The organism is Kitasatospora cheerisanensis KCTC 2395, from assembly GCF_000696185.1.
Lineage (GTDB): Bacteria > Actinomycetota > Actinomycetes > Streptomycetales > Streptomycetaceae > Kitasatospora > Kitasatospora cheerisanensis.
In genome coordinates, this window is record NZ_KK853997.1 from 2,857,420 (window position 1) to 2,875,292 (window position 17,873).

General features: G+C 71.3%; 14 protein-coding genes. 1 reads left to right on the top strand and 13 read right to left on the bottom strand.

What is annotated here, in order from left to right; genetic code table 11:
• Positions 1-283: 283 nt before the first annotated feature.
• From KCH_RS12930 to folC, 11 genes are all read right to left on the bottom strand, one after another.
• Complete coding sequence (locus tag KCH_RS12930) at positions 284-1,057, bottom strand: TIGR03936 family radical SAM-associated protein (RefSeq protein WP_035862744.1); 774 nt, start codon at positions 1,055-1,057, stop codon at positions 284-286.
• Between the two features lie 133 nt (positions 1,058-1,190).
• Positions 1,191-1,802 (bottom strand): hypothetical protein, encoded by a 612-nt coding sequence (locus KCH_RS37220; protein WP_157032030.1) that lies wholly within the window; start codon positions 1,800-1,802, stop codon positions 1,191-1,193.
• A 111-nt stretch (positions 1,803-1,913) separates the two neighbouring features.
• Positions 1,914-3,842, bottom strand: a complete 1,929-nt coding sequence (locus tag KCH_RS12940; RefSeq protein ID WP_035862745.1) for a TIGR03960 family B12-binding radical SAM protein — start codon at positions 3,840-3,842, stop codon at positions 1,914-1,916.
• 84 nt (positions 3,843-3,926) lie between these two features.
• On the bottom strand, positions 3,927-5,126 hold the full coding sequence (rodA, locus tag KCH_RS12945; protein ID WP_035862748.1) for a rod shape-determining protein RodA: 1,200 nt from the start codon (positions 5,124-5,126) through the stop codon (positions 3,927-3,929).
• Positions 5,123-7,360 carry a penicillin-binding protein 2 gene (gene mrdA / locus KCH_RS12950; protein ID WP_035862749.1) on the bottom strand — a complete coding sequence of 746 codons (2,238 nt, stop codon included), beginning with the start codon at positions 7,358-7,360 and terminating at the stop codon, positions 5,123-5,125. The genes rodA and mrdA overlap by 4 nt, the downstream gene beginning before the upstream one ends.
• Positions 7,361-7,381: 21 nt before the next feature.
• A complete protein-coding gene (gene mreD, locus KCH_RS12955; RefSeq protein WP_035862751.1) occupies positions 7,382-8,029 on the bottom strand; it encodes a rod shape-determining protein MreD in 648 nt (215 codons plus the stop codon).
• Positions 8,029-8,964, bottom strand: coding sequence for a rod shape-determining protein MreC (gene mreC, locus KCH_RS12960; protein ID WP_035862754.1), 936 nt, complete (start codon positions 8,962-8,964; stop codon positions 8,029-8,031). Before mreC ends, mreD begins: the two co-directional genes overlap by 1 nt.
• Before the next feature lie 79 nt (positions 8,965-9,043).
• A complete protein-coding gene (locus KCH_RS12965) occupies positions 9,044-10,069 on the bottom strand; it encodes a rod shape-determining protein (RefSeq protein ID WP_035871794.1) in 1,026 nt (341 codons plus the stop codon).
• Between the two features lie 347 nt (positions 10,070-10,416).
• The gene (gene ndk / locus KCH_RS12970; RefSeq protein WP_035862756.1) at positions 10,417-10,830 is read right to left on the bottom strand and encodes a nucleoside-diphosphate kinase; all 414 of its coding nucleotides are present in this window, start codon (positions 10,828-10,830) and stop codon (positions 10,417-10,419) included.
• Between the two features lie 84 nt (positions 10,831-10,914).
• Positions 10,915-11,268 carry a DUF4233 domain-containing protein gene (locus KCH_RS12975; RefSeq protein ID WP_035862758.1) on the bottom strand — a complete coding sequence of 118 codons (354 nt, stop codon included), beginning with the start codon at positions 11,266-11,268 and terminating at the stop codon, positions 10,915-10,917.
• Between the two features lie 6 nt (positions 11,269-11,274).
• Entirely contained in the window at positions 11,275-12,666 is a 1,392-nt protein-coding gene (folC, locus tag KCH_RS12980; RefSeq protein WP_035871798.1) for a bifunctional tetrahydrofolate synthase/dihydrofolate synthase, read from the bottom strand.
• 157 nt (positions 12,667-12,823) lie between these two features.
• Here folC and KCH_RS12985 point away from each other — a divergent pair, with 157 nt between their 5' ends.
• Positions 12,824-14,377, top strand: coding sequence for a chitinase (locus KCH_RS12985; RefSeq protein WP_035862760.1), 1,554 nt, complete (start codon positions 12,824-12,826; stop codon positions 14,375-14,377).
• 60 nt (positions 14,378-14,437) lie between these two features.
• On the opposite strand, the gene KCH_RS12990 is transcribed toward KCH_RS12985, so the two are convergent.
• Complete coding sequence (locus tag KCH_RS12990; RefSeq protein ID WP_035862762.1) at positions 14,438-14,956, bottom strand: hypothetical protein; 519 nt, start codon at positions 14,954-14,956, stop codon at positions 14,438-14,440.
• Between the two features lie 276 nt (positions 14,957-15,232).
• Entirely contained in the window at positions 15,233-17,872 is a 2,640-nt protein-coding gene (locus KCH_RS12995; protein WP_035862764.1) for a valine--tRNA ligase, read from the bottom strand.
• Position 17,873 lies beyond the last annotated feature (1 nt).

Consider the following 17,873-nt stretch of genomic DNA (forward strand, 5'->3'; position numbering starts at 1 on the left):
TCGGGCGGTTCCGGCTCCCACGGTGCCGTCGTTCGGACGCGAGGCCGCACAGGGGCTCGTAGTCTCGCTCGACCCCCGCACGGCGCGGGGAGTCGAAAAGTCTTCTGGTCTGACCAGTCTTCTCAGTTTTCAAGGGCCGGGCCGAGGGTGGCCGGGCCTGCGCACTGACGACGCTCGCTCCCCTGGGGAGCCGCGGAGGCCGGGGAGCCGCAGGCCCGGAGCTGAACTCCGTGCCTGCGCTCCCGCCCACTCGGCGGACGGCGGTTGCGCGCGGCGGGGCGGCCTACCGGCCGACCTCGGCCGCGGCGCGGTCGAGCGCCAGCGGGTCGGTCACCGTGCCGGTCTGCTCGTCGAGCGGCCCCTGCGCCAGCCTGGTCACCTCTGCGGGGACCGGCGGCGCGAGGTCGGCCGTCGAACGGAGACCGGACAATACGTCGTCGGGTCGTACGGCGGGTGTGGCGTGTCGTACTACCAGGCGCAGTATCGCACAGGGAGCACCCGTACGAACATCGTCCGCACCGTCGGTGAGTGTGTCGTCACCGATCCCGACCTGCGGGGCGCCGTCCGGGAGGAGTTCCAGGGCGGCGACCGCGGCGCGCGCGTCGAAGGTGCGCAGGCCGTTCTTGGTCATGCGCTGGACCTCGACCGACTCGGCGGCGAGGAAGGTGGCGGCGGCCTTCGCGGCCTGCTCGGGCTCCACGCCGGCCAGGCGCAGCAGCCACTCGGAGGCCTCCAGCCGCTCCACGAAGTTGCTGGTGCGGACCTCGACGGCGTCGGTGATGTCCAGGCCGGGCGGCAGCGACTCGTCGAGCTGGCGGCGCAGGGCCTCCGGGTCACGGGTCGCGGCGAGGCCGATCTCCAGGTACTCGGCCTCGCTGGCGGTGCCGGTCGGGGCGGCGTTCGCGTAGGAGACCTTGGGGTGCGGGGTGAAGCCCGCGGAGTAGGCCATCGGGACGGCCGAGCGGCGGAGCGCGCGCTCGAACGCCCGCTGGAAGTCCCGGTGGCTGGTGAAGCGCAGACGGCCGCGCTTGGTGTAGCGCAGACGGATGCGCTGCACCGTCGGCGCGGGCGGCGGTCCGTCGGGCGTGCGGCGTGCCAGGGAGCTCAGTCCTTCGTCAGTGTGTCCCCGTCCGGCCTCGCACCGCTTGCGGCTCCGGCCGGACTCTGTCGTTCCAAGGGTACGCGGTGGCTCAGCCCAGCAGTGCCCGGCGTACCTCCCGGGCGACCCGGCGGATCTCCGCCTTGACCGGCCACCACACCTCGCGGCGCACCCACCGGCACGGGCGCACCACGGTGAACCGCCAGATCCGGCCGCCGATCCGCCACGCCCACACGAACGCCAGCCACAGCGCGCGCAGCACCGGGAACAGCACCGGCCGCCACAGGCCGTAGTGGAACGCCTTGCCGAGCGGCACCAGCACCCAGCGCCACAGCGCCCGGAGCGGCACCGCCACCAGGTAGTACGCCAGCCAGGCCACCGCCTTGCCGAAGCCGACCGCGACCGCCCGCACCCCGCGCCCGATCGGCGCCAGCACGTAGCGCCAGAGCCCTTCCAGGGCCGGCCGCAGCACCCAACGCCACAGCCAGGCCAGGGGTATGACGACCAGCCACCGCAGCAGCGGCTCCAGCAGGTACCGCCAGAGCATCCGCAGCGGCCACAGCAGGACCTTGTCGCACAGCCATCCGATCCCGCGGGCGAGCAGCACCACCAGCTCCCACAGCAGTCGCAGCGGCACCACGACCGCCACCACCACCGGCCGCACCACCGCCACCAGGCATCCGCCGCCCTGCTGCTCCGTCACTTCCACTCCCCGCTCGTCGGTCGACCGATGGTAGACCGGTCGGTTTCCGGGACGGAGCGCACCGCCCCCGCCGCACGGGGTGCGACGGGGGCGGTCTGCGCCGAGGGGGCGTCAGTTGTTGACGACCGTCAGGGGGAGCAGCTTCTTGCCGGTGGGGCCGACCTGGATGTGGGTGTCCATCTGCGGGCAGACGCCGCAGTCGAAACACGGGGTCCAGCGGCAGTCCTCGACCTCGACCTCTTCGAGGGCGTCCTGCCAGTCCTCCCAGAGCCAGTCCTTGTCGAGGCCGCTGTCGAGGTGGTCCCAGGGGAGGACCTCCTCGTAGGTGCGCTCGCGGGTGGTGTACCAGTCGACGTCGACGCCGGTGCCGGCCAGGCCCTTCTCGGCGGAGGCCATCCAGCGGTCGTACGAGAAGTGCTCGCGCCAGCCGTCGAAGCGGCCGCCGTCCTCGTAGACGGCGCGGATGACGGCGCCGATGCGGCGGTCGCCGCGGGAGAGCAGGCCCTCGACGATGCCGGGCTTGCCGTCGTGGTAGCGGAAGCCGATGTTCTTGCCGAACTTGCGGTCGCCGCGGATCGAGTCGCGGAGCTTGGTCAGCCGCTCGTCGGTGGCCTCGGCGGACAGCTGCGGCGCCCACTGGAACGGGGTGTGCGGCTTGGGGACGAAGCCGCCGATGGAGACCGTGCAGCGGATGTCGTTGGTGCCGGTGACCTCGCGGCCCTTGGCGATGACGTTCTTCGCCATGGTGCCGATCTGCAGCACGTCGTCGTCGGTCTCGGTGGGCAGGCCGCACATGAAGTACAGCTTCACCTGGCGCCAGCCGTTGCCGTACGCGGTGGCCACCGTGTTGATGAGGTCCTCCTCGGACACCATCTTGTTGATGACCTTGCGGATCCGCTCGGAGCCGCCCTCGGGGGCGAAGGTGAGGCCGGAGCGGCGGCCGTTGCGGGACAGCTCGTTGGCCAGGTCGATGTTGAAGGCGTCGACCCGGGTGGACGGCAGCGACAGGCCGACCTTGTCCTCGGCGTACCGGTCGGCGAGGCCCTTGGTGATGTCGGCGATCTCGGAGTGGTCCGCGGAGGACAGCGACAGCAGGCCGACCTCCTCGAAGCCGGTGGCCTTCAGGCCCTTCTCCACCATCTCGCCGATGCCGGTGATGCTTCGCTCCCGCACGGGGCGCGTGATCATGCCGGCCTGGCAGAAGCGGCAGCCGCGGGTGCAGCCGCGGAAGATCTCCACCGACATCCGCTCGTGCACGGTCTCGGCGAGCGGGACCAGCGGCTGCTTCGGGTAGGGCCACTCGTCGAGGTCCATGACGGTGTGCTTGGACACCCGCCACGGCACGCCCGGGCGGTTCGGGACGACGCGGCCGATCCGGCCGTCCGGCAGGTACTCGACGTCGTAGAACCGCGGGATGTACACACCGCCGGTCTTGGCGAGGCGCAGCAGCAGCTCGTCGCGGCCGCCGGGGCGGCCCTCGGCCTTCCAGGCGCGGACGATGTCGGTGATGTCGAGGACGGCCTGCTCGCCGTCGCCGATCACGGCGGCGTCGATGAAGTCGGCGATCGGCTCGGGGTTGAACGCGGCGTGGCCGCCGGCCAGCACGACCGGGTCGTCCATGGTGCGGTCCGCGGCGTTCAGCGGGATGCCCGCCAGGTCGAGCGCGGTCAGCATGTTGGTGTAGCCGAGCTCGGTGGAGAACGACAGGCCGAACACGTCGAACGCCTTGATCGGGCGGTGCGCGTCGACCGTGAACTGCGGCACGCCGTGCTCGCGCATCAGCGCTTCGAGGTCGGGCCAGACGCTGTAGCTGCGCTCGGCGAGGACGCCCTCGCGCTCGTTCAGCACCTCGTAGAGGATCATCGTGCCCTGGTTGGGCAGCCCGACCTCGTAGGCGTCGGGGTACATCAGCGCCCAGCGGACGTCGCAGGCGTCCCAGTCCTTGACGGTCGAGTTGAGCTCGCCACCGACGTACTGGATCGGCTTCTGGACGTGCGGGAGGAGGGCCTCCAGGCGTGGGAAGACCGATTCGACAGTCATGCGCAAGGACCTTTACGGCAGAAAAAGCAGTGACCCTCAAGGGTAGCCGAGCCCCGAGGGTCACTGGTTCGCACCGGAGTGCCGCTATATCGCTATCGGTCGCTGGGAGCGCACGGACTGCAGCAGTCCGATCGCGATCCACACCGCGAACATCGAGGAACCGCCGTAGGAGACGAACGGCAGCGGGATGCCGGCGACCGGCATGATGCCGAGGTTCATGCCGATGTTCTCGAAGGCCTGGAAGGCGAACCAGGTGACCGCGCCGGCCGCCAGGATCGTGCCGAACAGGTCGGTGGCCTGACGCGCTATCCGGCAGGCCCGCCACAGGATGACGCCGAGCAGGCCGATCATCACCAAGGCCCCGACGAAGCCGAGTTCCTCGCCGGCCACGCTGAACACGAAGTCGGTCTGCTGCTCGGGCACGAACTGGCCGGTGGTCTGGGTGCCGTGGAACAGCCCCATGCCGAACAGCCCGCCGGAGCCGATGGCGATCCGGGCCTGGGCGGTGTTGTAGCCGACGCCGGCCGGGTCGAGCGCCGGGTTGGCGAACGCCGCGAAGCGGTCGATCTGGTACTGGTCGAGGATGCCGAGCTGCCACACCGCGAGGGCGCCGGCCGCGCCGCCGGCCAGCAGGCCGAAGGTCCAGCGGTTGGCGGCCCCGGAGGCCATCAGCACGCCCAGGGTGGTGACGGCCATCACCATCACCGAGCCGAGGTCGGGCATCAGCATGACCACGGCCATCGGGAAGGCCGCGACCCCCAGCCCCTGCAGCACGCTGCGGGTGGGCGGGAACTCGCGCTCGCCGGCGTCCACCCGGGCGGACAGCACCACCGCCATGCCGAGCACGATCGCCAGCTTGGCGAACTCGGCGGGCTGGATGGAGAAGCCGCCGCCGAACTGGATCCAGGAGTGCGCGCCGTTGATGGTGGAGCCCAGCGGGCTGAGCACCGCGAACAGCATCAGGATCACGGCCAGGTAGACGAACGGCACCGCGGTGCGCAGCCGCCGGGTGCCCAGCACGATCACCGCGACGCACAGGCCGACGCCGATCAGCAGGTTGGTCAGGTGCCGGTACAGGAAGTACTGCGGGTCGCCGTGGGTCAGCGAGTCGCGGCCGCGGGTGGCGGACCAGACCAGCAGCGAGCCCATCAGCGACAGCGCCAGCGCCGCCAGGATCATGATCCAGTCGAGCCGGCGCAGCGGGGAGTCCTTGGCCAGCGCCCGCGCCAGCGAGGAGCGCCGCGGGGAGAGCCGGACGGTGCGGTACGAGCCGTAGGAGGTCATGACCGGCCCCTTCCGTGGCTGCCGCCGCTCCGGTTGGGCTCCAGCGCGGCCAGCGCCACGGTGGTGGCCGGGTCGGCCTGCGCGGGGCGGGCCGGGTCCAGGAAGGACGCGTTGCCCTCGTAGGTGTACGAGGCCGGGACGATCGCGGTGCCGTCCGGGTTGAACTTGGGCAGCTGGGCCTGCGGCTGCGGGAGCAGCGCCTTGCCGTTGTCGATGTTGCCCTTGTCGTCGACGCCGTACAGCGCCTGGTAGATCCGGCGCACGGAGTCGCCGGAGCCGCCGGAGCCGGTGCCGCCCTGGCTTATCGTCATCACGACCGCGTAGTCCTTGCTGTACGTCGTCAGCCAGGAGGTGGTCTGCTTGCCGGCGACCTCGGCGGTGCCGGTCTTGGCGTGCAGTTCGATCTTGCCCTGCGGCCAGCCGGCGCCGGTGAACTTCCAGGCGGCGGTGCCGCTGGTGATGACGCCGGCGGTGGCCTGGTCGATGTAGTCGAGCAGCTGGCCCTGGGCCGGGATCTTGCCGTCCTCGTGCGGGGCGATGTCGCGCACCAGGGTGCCGTCGGGGCTGACGACCGCCTTGCCGATGGAGGGCCGGTACAGGGTGCCGCCGTTGGCGAGCGCCGAGTAGATCCGGGCCATCTGCAGCGGGGTGACCAGGGTGTCGCCCTGGCCGATCGCGAAGTTGACCATGTCACCGGCGCGCATCTGGTTGCCGTCGGCGCAGTTCTCGCGGGCGATCTCGTCGGTGTACTCGTGGCCGCCCTTGGCCGCCTGGTCGCACCAGGACTGCTTCATGGCGTCGTAGTACGACTGCTTCCACTGCCGGTCCGGAACCCGGCCGGCGACCTCGCCGGGCAGGTCGATGCCGGTCTTGGCGCCGAGGCCGAACTCGTGGGCGGTCTTGAAGAACCAGTCCTGGGCGTCCTTCTTGGGCTTGAGGCCGCCGTCCTTCATCCACTGGTCGTAGGCCAGGCCGTAGAACACCGTGTCGCAGGAGACCTCCAGGGCCTTCTCCAGCGTGATGTCGCCGAACTGCTCGGACTCGAAGTTCTTGAACTCGCGGCCGCCGATGACCAGCGACTTCGGGCACGGGTAGCGCCCGTTGAGGTCGTAGCCGGCCTGCACGGCGGCGGTGGTGGAGATCACCTTGAACGTCGAGCCGGGGGCGGACTGACCCTGTATGGCGCGGTTGATCAGCGGGTAGTTGGAGTCCTTGCTGTTCAGCGACTCGTAGTCCTTGGCGGAGATGCCGCCGACCCACAGGTTGGGGTCGTAGGTGGGGGCGCTGGCCATCGCGACGATCCGGCCGGTGTGCACGTCCATCACGACGGCCGCGCCGGAGTCGGCGATGTAGTTGCGGCTGGTCTCCTTGTCGTAGACCTTGCGGGCCTCGACCATGGCCTGGTTGAGCTGGTCCTCGACCACCTTCTGCACCCGGGCGTCGATCGAGGTGACCAGGTTGTTGCCGGGCTGCGCGGGGGTGTTGCCGGCGCTGCCGATCACCCGGCCGAGGTTGTCGACCTCCAGTCGGTCGACGCCGGTGGTGCCGCGCAGGTCGTCGTCGTAGACGGACTCCAGGCCGGCCCGGCCGATCTGGTCGGACGGCAGGCGGCGCTCACGGCCGCTCTTGTCGGCGGTCTTGGTGACCTCCTCGTCGGTGACCGGCGAGAGGTAGCCGAGGACCTGGGCGGCGCTGGCGCCCTCGGCGCCGGTGTAGCGGCGCAGCGCGGTGGGCTGGGCGGTGACGCCGGGGAAGTCCTCGCGGCGCTCCATTATCTGCATCGCCTGCTGGGTGGTGGCCTGCTGGGTGACCGGGATCGGCTGGTACGGGGAGCCGTTCCAGCAGGGCTGCGGGGTCTTGGCGTCGCACAGCCGGACCTTGTTCCTGACGTCGTCGGCGGGCACGCCGAGGACCTCGGCGAGCCGGGTCAGCACCGCCTTGCCGTGGTCCTTCTGCTGCATCAGCGCGGTGCGGGACACCGACACCACGAGCTTGGTCTCGTTGCCGGCCAGGATCCGCCCGGAGGCGTCCAGGATCTCGCCGCGGACCGCGGGCTCCACCACCTCGCGGATGTGGTTGCCCTGGGCCTTGGCGCTGAACTCCTTGCCGTTGCGGATCTGCAGGTACCACAGCCGGCCGCCGAGGGTGGCCAGCAGCGACAGCACCAGGACCTGCAGCACCACCAGCCGGATCGTCACCCGCCGGCTGCGGCCGGTCTCGGGAATGTTGCTCACGTGCGCGGGCTCCGTCCCGACTCAGGGGCGCTTGGCGAGGCCGAGCGCGCGCTTCTTCTTGAACGAGGGGGTGGGCGAGGCCGACCGCGTGGTCCGGTAGCGGGCCAGCGCGCCGAGGCCGGAGCCGCCGTCCGCGCCGCGCACCGTCTCGTTGACCACCCGGTCGCCGTCGAAGCGGCGGGCCAGCAGCATCACCAGCGGCACCGTGAACGGGGCCAGCAGCACGTCGTACAGCAGGGCGCTGAACACCAGGCCGGTCAGGCCGACGTGCCGGGCCGCGGTGTCGCCGACCAGGGCGCCGACGGTGGCGTACAGCAGGGTGGAGACCACCGCGGCCACCGCGACCACGCCGATCGCGGAGACGGCGGAGCGCTGCCGGCCGGCCTCCGGGCGGAGCAGGCCGGCACCGTAGCCGACCAGGCACAGCACCAGGGCGTAGCGGCCGACGGCGTGGTCGGACGGCGGGGCGAGGTCGGCCAGCAGGCCGGCGGCGAAGCCCACCAGGCAGCCGCCGGTGGAGCCGTACACCAGGCCGAGGCCGACCACCACCAGCATCAGCAGGTCCGGGGTGGCGCCGGGCAGTTGGAGCCGGCCGAGGATGCTGACCTGGATCACCAGGGCGAGCACCAGCAGGACGGCGGGCAGCAGGATCCGAGACGGACGAAACATCAGTTCCTCCCGGTGGTGGGCGGTGCGGCGGCGATCGGCGCCTGCGGGTTGCCCGCGGCGCCGGCGGAGGCGGCGGGGACGGGCGGCAGCACCGCGTCGCGCGGGTCGGTGCGCGGCGGGACGACCACCACGCCGACCAGGTCGAGGCGGGTGAACTGCACGTACGGCTCGACCAGGATGGTCTTGGTGAGCTGGCCCGGGGTGGCCTGCACCTCCTTGACGGTGCCGACCGGGACGCCGGGGACGAACGGGCGGCCGCTCTGCGAGCCGAAGGTGACCAGCCGGTCGCCGGCCTTCACCTGGGCCCGGCCGTTCAGCAGTTCGATCCGCATCGGGGAGGCGCCCTGCCCGGCCGCGAAGCCGATCTCGTTGTTGCCCTCCAGTCGGACGCCGGCGGTGAAGCCGGGGTCGGAGGCCAGCAGCACGGTGGAGGTGGTCGGGGCGACGGTGGTGATCCGGCCGACCAGGCCCTGGCCGTCGATGACGGTCATGTCGCGGGTCAGGCCGTCGTCGCTGCCGGCGTCGATGGTGATGGTCCAGGAGAAGCCCTGGGCGGCGCCGATGGCGATCACCTGCGCGGCCTTGACGGTGTAGCCGCCGGTACCGGCGGTGCGCAGCATGTCGTCGAGCTGCTTGGTGCGGCCCGCGGCGGCGTCCGAGGAGGCCAGCTTCTGGCGCAGGTCGGTGTTCTCGCGGGTGATCTGGTCCAGCCGCTGCTGGTGGGTGCTGGCGTCGCGGATCGCCCGGATGTAGCCGGCGACGGGGTCGACGGCGCCGGCGGCGGCGTTCTCCACCGGGCCGAGCACGGAGGCGGCCACCCGGCGCGGGGCGCCGAGCGGCGAGTCCTGGCCGCCCTTGATGTCGACGGTGATCAGGGCGAAGGCGACCGCGACCAGCAGAACCAGCAGTAGTCGACTCTCTCTGGTGTCCCTCACGGTGCCGGTGCCGCCCCTTCGTGCTGAGTGTCCTTCAGCCGGTCCATCAGCTCAGTCCGTTGTTCAGTTGGTTGTCTTCTCAGCGACGCGGCTGGGCGTCGAGTACCTGCTGCAGTGCCTCGAACTCCTCGACGCACTTGCCCGCCCCCAGGGCCACCGAGTCGAGCGGGTTCTCCGCGATGTGCACCGGCATGCCGGTCTCGCGGCGCAGCCGCTCGTCCAGGCCGCGCAGCAGGGCGCCGCCGCCGGTGAGCACGATGCCGCGGTCCATCACGTCGCCGGCCAGCTCCGGCGGGCACTGGTCGAGGGTGGTCTTCACCGAGTCGATGATCGAGTTCACCGGCTCGTCGATGGCCTCGCGGACCTCGGCGGCGGAGATCACCACGGTCTTCGGCAGGCCGGAGACCAGGTCGCGGCCGCGGATCTCGGCGTGCTCGTCCTTCTCGCCCTCCAGGCCGAACGCGGAGCCGATCGACATCTTGATCTGCTCGGCGCTGCGCTCGCCCAGCAGCAGGCTGTACTCCTTCTTGATGTGCTGGACGATCGCGTTGTCCAGCTCGTCGCCGGCCACCCGGAGCGACTGGGCGGTGACGATGCCGCCGAGCGAGATCACCGCGACCTCGGTGGTGCCGCCGCCGATGTCGACGACCATGTTGCCGGTCGGCTCGTGCACCGGCAGGCCGGCGCCGATCGCGGCAGCCATCGGCTCCTCGATGATGTGCACCTGGCGGGCGCCGGCCAGCATGCTGGCCTCCACCACGGCGCGGCGCTCGACGCCGGTGATGCCGGAGGGCACGCACACCACGACCCGCGGGCGGGCCAGGTAGCGGCGGCGGTGGATCTTCAGGATGAAGTAGCGGAGCATCCGCTCGGTGATCTCGAAGTCGGCGATCACGCCGTCCTTGAGCGGGCGGATCGCCACGATGTTGCCGGGGGTGCGGCCGATCATCTGCTTGGCCTCGGCGCCCACCGCGAGGATCCCGCCGGTGTTGGTGTTCACCGCGACCACCGACGGCTCGTTCAGCACGATGCCCTTGCCCCGGACGTACACCAGTGTGTTCGCGGTGCCGAGGTCGATCGCCAGGTCCCGGCCGAGGAACGACAGGTTGTTCGCCATGGGATGTCGAGTGCCTTCCCGAGTATCGGATCAAGGGCGGGGAGTGAGAGCCGGCCGCGCGCGCCCGGGCAGGGCTGACGGCGGCTGAGCAGCCGCTCCGGGCCCGTGAGTTGGGGTCCATCGTAGTCACGGCGGGCGGTTCGGGCGGCGGGCACGGCGTGCCGCCCATTCTCCGGGGACCGATCGGCTTCTCCTGGGATTGGGACGCCGTGTCGGGCAGGAGGGTTCCGTGATTGTGGGGATGAAAGCCCAGTTGGGCGAAGTGCCCCTGCCGGAGCAGGGGCACTCGGACGTGCGGAATCCTCACCGGATCCGCACGCGTGCGCCCGGGAGCGTCACGCGTGCGACGGGAAGAAGATCTTGATCTCGCGCTCGGCCGACTCGGGCGAGTCCGAGGCGTGGATCAGGTTCTCGCGGGTGATCGTCGCGTAGTCGCCGCGGATGGTGCCCGCGCCCGCCTGCAGCGGGTCGGTGGCGCCGGCGAGCGCGCGGATGCCCGGGATCACGTTCTCGCCCTCGACGATCAGCGCGATCGACGGGCCGGAGGTCATGAACTCCAGCAGCGGCTCGTAGAACGGACGGCCGACGTGCTCGGCGTAGTGCTGCTCCAGGGTGCCGCGGTCGAAGGTGCGGAGTTCCATCGCGGCGAAGCGCCAGCCGGCCTTGCGCTCGATCCGGCTGATGATCTCGCCGGCCAGGCCGCGCTTCACGGCGTCGGGCTTGAGCAGGACGAGAGTGCGCTGGGACACGGGGCGGCTCCTGAGGTCGTGGGTGGTGCGGTGTGTGCACCTGACACTACCCCGGCCCGACGGCCGCCCCGTTCCGCAGTCTGCTCAGGCGGCCGCGGGGGCCGCCTGCTCGGCGGCGGCGCGCTGCGCCTTGAACTCGTCGATCTTGCGGCCGTAGTGCACCGAGCACCACCACAGGGCGCCGAACACCACGCCGAAGGCGTACATCGTCGGCAGCACCAAGCCGCTGGCCAGCACGCCGAGTTGCAGCGCCCAGCCGACCCAGACCGCGCCGGGCCGGGTGATCGCGCCGCAGAGCAGCACGCACAGCAGGATGGCGACGCCGCTGACCGCCCAGATGGTGCCGGTGCCGACGTCGGTCAGCTTCATCGCGACCAGGCCGGCGAACATGATCAGCAGGGCCTCGCCGATCAGGGTGGAGGAGCACAGGGTGCGCATCGGCGGTTACTTCCTTCCGAACAGCAGGCGCGCCTCGCCCACCGTGATGACCGAGCCGGTGACCAGGACGCCGGCGCCGCCGAGGTCCTCCTCCTCGGCGAGGGTGACCGCGGCGTCGATGGCGTCGTCCAGCCGGGGTTCGACCTGCACCCGGTCCTCGCCGAACACCTCGACGGCCAGCGCGGCCAACTCGTCGACGGGCATCGCGCGGTGGGTGGAGTTCTGGGTGATGACGACCTCGGCGAGGATCGGCTCGAACGCCTCCAGCAGGCCGGTGACGTCCTTGTCGCCGCTGGTGCCGATCACGCCGACCAGCTTGGTGAAGCCGAACGCCTCGCCGAGCGCGTTGACGGCGGCCTGCGCGCCGTGCGGGTTGTGCGCGGCGTCCAGGATCACGGTGGGGCTGCGCCGGACGACCTCCAGCCGGCCCGGCGAGGAGACGCCGGAGAACGCCTGCCGGACCTTGTCCTCGTCCAGGTGCTCGGCGCCGCCCTGGCCGACGCCGAAGAACGCCTCGACGGCGCTCAGCGCGAGGGCGGCGTTCTGCGCCTGGTGGTCGCCGTGCAGCGGCAGGAACAGGTCCTGGTACTCGTGGCCGCCGAGGCCGCGCAGGGTGACCAGCTGGCCGCCGACGGCGACCTCGCGGCGCAGCACGCCGAACTCCATGCCCTCGCGGGCGACCGTGGCGTCCACCTCGACGGCCCGGCGCAGGATGGTCTCGGCGGCGTCCAGCTGCTGCTGGGCGACCACGGCGAGCGCGCCCGGCTTGATGATCCCGGACTTCTCGACCGCGATCTCGCCGGTGGTCTCCCCGAGCTTGTCGGTGTGGTCCAGGCCGATCGGGGTGATCACCGAGACCTGGGCGTCGATCACGTTGGTGGCGTCCCAGGAGCCGCCCATGCCGACCTCGACCACCGCGACGTCCACCGGGGCGTCCGCGAAGGCCGCGTACGCCATGCCGGTCAGCACCTCGAAGAAGGACATCGCGACCGGCTGCGCCGCGTCGACCATCCGCACGTAGGGCTCGATGTCGCGGTAGGTCTCGACGAACTTCTCCGGGCTGATCGGCGCGCCGTCCAGGCTGATCCGCTCGGTGACCGACTCCACGTGCGGGGAGGTGTAGCGGCCGGTGCGCAGCTCGAAGGAGCCGAGCAGCTGCTCGATCATCCGGGCGGTGGAGGTCTTGCCGTTGGTGCCGGTGATGTGGATGGACGGGTAGGAGCGCTGCGGCTGGCCGAGGATGTCCATCAGCGCCTCGATCCGGTCGAGCGAGGGCTCCAGCTTGTTCTCCGGCCAGCGGGTGGCCAGTTCGGCCTCGACGGCGCGCAGTTCGGAGTCGGTGCCGCCGGCGTCGGCGGGACGGACGGTGTAGGGGTTGGGCTCGGCCTTGTCGCTCACCACGCCAGTCTAAGGACTCCGCACGCCCGTCCCCGACGGCCACCCCGGGGAGCCGCGAACCGGCCCGGGCCCTCTTGACACCCGAATTGGTCCAGTCCACCGTGTGACTCGCTCCCCGCACCGCACCCCCATCGACACTCCCCCACATGGAGATGGCATGCGTGCACCACATCGCCCCGCGCGCGACGCGCGGGCCCTGCTCGCCGTCCTGCTGGCATCCGCCCTGGCCCTGGTCGGCATGGTGCTGACCGGCACCGGGACGGCCACCGCCGCCGACGTGGACGTGATCCGGAACGGCGACTTCTCGGCCGGCGACCACCTCGCCCCGTGGAGCTGCGGCCCGACCGTCACCGCGGTGAACAACGCGGCCACCGGCTGGGACCTGCAGGGCACGCCGGCCGGCGCGGACTACGCCAACTGCAGCCAGCAGGTCACCGTGCTGCCCAACTCGACGTACACCCTGACCGCCGCGGTGCAGGGCACGTACGTGTTCCTCGGCGCCACCGGCACCGGCGGCACCGACCCGTCCACCTGGAGCTCCAACACCGGCTGGAACACGCTCACTTCGACCTTCACCACGGGCGCTTCCACCAACTCGGTGCAGGTGTGGTTCCACGGCTGGTACGGCCAGTCCGCGTTCCTGGTGGACAAGGTCTCGATGGTCGGCCCGGGCACCGGTTCGCCCAGCCCGTCCGCCTCGGTGACCACCTCGGTGTCGCCGAAGCCGTCCGGCTCCGGCTCGCCGTCCCCGTCGGCCTCGACGTCCACCTCGGCGTCGCCGTCGCCCAGCAGCTCGGGCACCACTCCGCCGCCGCCCGGGCCGAAGCACAAGCTGACCGGCTACTGGCAGAACTTCTACAACGGCGCGACCCCGCAGCGGATCAGTGACGTCCCGGCGGCGTACGACATCATCGCGGTGGCGTTCGCGGACGCCACCGCCACCCAGGGCGCGATCTCCTTCACCCTGGACCCGGCGCTGTCGACCAAGCTGAACGGCTACACCGACGCCCAGTTCAAGGCCGACATCGCGGCCAAGAAGGCGGCCGGCAAGAAGGTGATCATTTCGGTCGGCGGACAGAACGGCACCATCTCGGTGGCGAGTTCGGCCGCGGCGGCCAACTTCGCCAACTCCGCGTACAGCCTGATCCAGGCCTACGGCTTCGACGGGATCGACATCGACCTGGAGAACGGCGTCAACGCCACCTACATGGCGCAGGCGCTGCACACCCTGGCCGGGAAGGTGGGCGCCGGGTTCGTGCTCACCATGGCCCCGCAGACCATCGACATGCAGTCGACCGGCACCGAGTACTTCAAGCTGGCGCTGGCCACCAAGGACATCCTGACCATCGTCAACATGCAGTACTACAACTCCGGCGCGATGCTCGGCTGCGACGGCGGGGTGTACTCGCAGGGCACCGAGAACTTCCTCACCGGCCTGGCCTGCATCCAGTTGCAGGGCGGCCTCGACCCGAGCCAGGTCGGCCTCGGGGTGCCCGCCTCCACCAGTGCGGCGGGCGGCGGCTACACCAGCCCGGCGACCGTGAACGCGGCGCTGGACTGCCTGGCCGCCGGCACCAACTGCGGTTCGTTCAAGCCCGCCAGGACCTGGCCGGGCATCGGCGGCGCGATGACCTGGTCCACCAACTGGGACGCCCTCGCGGGCGGCGGCATCGCGAACACGATCGGCTCCCACCTGCACGCCATGCCGTAGCGGCGGGACGGCCGGCCCGGCGCGGGGAGCTCCCCGCGCCGGGTCAGCAGTGACGATCCGTCACGTCGTGCAGCGGGGTGTGGGCAGCCGGCCGGCGTGCCGGCGGCGGAGTTCGGCGGCGATCTCGTCGGCCTCGCCCTCGGGCAGCAGCGGCAGCATCATCGCGACCGCCTGCACCAGGCCGCCCAGCAGGTAGGTGGTGTCGGGCGTGCCGGCGACCAGGGCGCGGACGGCGGTCACGTCGCCGGCGGCCACGGCCTCCAGCAGCAGCGCGGCGCCGGCCGCCTCCTCGTCGACGGCGACCTCGGCGGTGCCGTACGGGGCGCGCCGGGCGAGGCCGCGCAGCACCCGGTCGGCGACGTCGGGGGCGTAGGCCTTGCGCACGGCCTCGGCGGCGACCCACACCAGCAGGGTGGTCACCTCGCGCTCGGCGTTCTCGGCGAGCAGCAGGTCGAGTTCGGTGTCGAAGGCGAGCTGGTTTCCGTGCCGGAATGCCAGCAGCAGGGTCGCCGCCCGGGCCTTGGCCGCCTCCACCTCTTCCGTCGGAAGTTCGTCGGCCAACTCCCTGGTCACCACCATGTGCGCGTCCTCCGTTCGCTGCCCCGCCCGAATGGGAACTTCGCCCACCGTACACATCCGATGTACGAAGTCGACTGAACACGACCGGCCGTCGGCAGAATGCAATCCCTTTGCCGCTGTCCGTCAATTGCCGGGAATGGCGCGCGAATAGCCGGAGCGAAACCGTTACGACGACGCGCGGCCAAGGGAATTGACAAGCCGTCGGCGCGGAGTCGGGAAATGCCGAAGGGCCGCCGCCCCCGGAGTGCGGGAGCGGCGGCCCTTCCTGACGCGCGGTCAGCCCTGCGGCAGCGCCGCGAGCTGGGCGGTGATCCGGGCGATGTCGGCCTCGGCGGCCTCCAGCCGGACCCGGATCTTGGCGACCACCTCGTCCGGCGCCTTGGCCAGGAAGGCCTCGTTGCCGAGCTTGCCGGTGGTCTGCGCCTTCTCCTTCTCGGCGGCCGCCAGGTCCTTCTGCAGGCGCTTGCGCTCGGCGGCCACGTCGATGGTGCCGGACAGGTCGAGCGACACCGTGGTGCCGGCGATCGGCAGCGAGGCGGTGGCGTGGAAGCCCTCGTCCGGCAGCGTCAGCCGCAGCAGCGAGCGGATCGCCGCCTCGTGCACCTCCAGCCGGTGGCCGGCCAGCTCCAGCTGGGCCGGGACCTTCTGGGTGTCGCGCAGGCCCTGGGCGTCGCGGAACCGGCGGATCTCCGCGATCAGCTGCTGGAGCTGGGCGATCTCCGACTCGGCGTCGGCGTCCCGGTAACCGGAGTCCTTCGGCCACTCGGCGATCACCACGGACTCGGCGCCGGTGAGCGCCGTCCACAGCGCGTCGGTGACGAACGGGACGATCGGGTGCAGCAGGCGCAGCGTCACGTCCAGCACCTCGCCGAGGACGCGGCGGGCGTGGTCGGCCTGCGCGCCGCCCTTGCCGAGGGTGGTCTTGGACAGTTCGAGGTACCAGTCGAAGACCTCGTCCCAGGCGAAGTGGAACAGCGTGTCCGAGACCTTGGCGAACTCGTAGTCCTCGTACAGCGCGTCGACCTCGGCCACGGTGGCGTTCAGCCGGGACAGGATCCAGCGGTCCGCGGCGGTGAGCTCCTCGGGGGCCGGCAGCGGGCCCTGGACGGTGGCGCCGTTCATCAGCGCGAACCGGGTGGCGTTCCAGATCTTGTTGCAGAAGTTCCGGGAGCCCTTGACCCAGTCCTCGCCGATCGGCACGTCCGCGCCGGGGTTGGCGCCGCGGGCCAGCGTGAAGCGGACCGCGTCGGTGCCGTAGGCGTCCATCCAGTCCAGCGGGTCGACGGCGGTGCCGGACGACTTCGACATCTTCTTGCCGAACTCGTCGCGGACCAGGCCGGTCAGCGCGACCGTCTTGAACGGGATCTCGCCGTCCATCGCGTACAGGCCGAACATCATCATCCGGGCGACCCAGAAGAAGATGATGTCGTGGCCGGTGACCAGGACGTCGGTCGGGTAGAACTTCTCCAGCTCGGGGGTCTTCTCCGGCCAGCCCAGTGTGGAGAACGGCCACAGGCCGGAGGAGAACCAGGTGTCCAGGACGTCCGGGTCCTGCTCCCAGCCCTCGCCGGTGGGCGGCTCCTCGTTCGGGCCGACGCAGACGACCTCGCCGTCGGGGCCGTACCAGACCGGGATCCGGTGGCCCCACCAGAGCTGGCGCGAGATGCACCAGTCGTACATGTTGTCGACCCAGTCGAAGTAGCGGCGCTCCAACTCCTTCGGGTGGATCTCGACCCGGCCGTCGCGGACCGCGTCGCCGGCGGCCTTGGCCAGCGGCTCGACCTTGACCCACCACTGCAGCGACAGCCGCGGCTCGACCACGGTGTGGCAGCGCGAGCAGTGGCCGACCGCGTGGTCGTAGGGGCGCTTCTCGGCGACGATCCGCCCCTGCTCGCGCAGCGCGCCGACCACGGCGGAGCGGGCCTCCAGCCGGTCCAGGCCGAGGAACGGGCCGTGCACGGTGATCACGCCGCGCTCGTCCATCACGGTCAGGTTCGGCAGGTTGTGGCGCTGGCCGATGGCGAAGTCGTTGGGGTCGTGCGCCGGGGTCACCTTGACGGCGCCGGTGCCGAACTCCGGGTCGACGTGCTCGTCGGCGACGACCGGGATCTCACGGTCCGTCAGCGGCAGCTTGATGGTCCGGCCGACCAGGTGCGCGTAGCGCTCGTCGCCCGGGTGGACGGCCACCGCGGTGTCGCCGAGCAGCGTCTCGGCGCGGGTGGTGGCGACCACGATCGAGTCCTCGCCGTCGCCGTAGCGGATCGAGACGAGCTCGCCGGGGAGGTCCTTGTGGTCCACCTCGACGTCGGACAGCGCGGTCAGGCAGCGCGGGCACCAGTTGATGATGCGCTCGGCGCGGTAGATCAGGCCGTCGTCGAAGAGCTTCTTGAAGATGGTCTGGACGGCCTGCGACAGGCCCTCGTCCATGGTGAAGCGCTCGCGCGACCAGTCCACGCCGTCGCCGAGGCGGCGCATCTGGCCGAGGATCCGGCCGCCGTAGTTCTCCTTCCACTCCCAGACCTTCTCGACGAAGGCCTCGCGGCCCAGGTCGTGCCGGGACAGGCCGGACTCGGCGAGCTGCTGCTCCACCTTGTTCTGGGTGGCGATGCCCGCGTGGTCCATGCCCGGGAGCCAGAGCGCCTCGAAGCCCAGCATCCGCTTGCGGCGGGTCAGCGCGTCCATCAGCGTGTGCTGGAACGCGTGGCCCAGGTGCAGCGCGCCGGTGACGTTCGGCGGCGGGATGACGATGGTGTACGCGGGCTTCTCGCTCTTCGCGTCGGCGGTGAAGTAACCGCGCTCCACCCAGCGCTCGTACAGCACGCCCTCTACCTCGGCCGGGGCGTAGGTCGTCGGGAGGGTGGCTGCTTCGTCCCCGGGCCTGGAGCTCGCGGGGCGCTGGTTCGTCGTGTCGGTCACG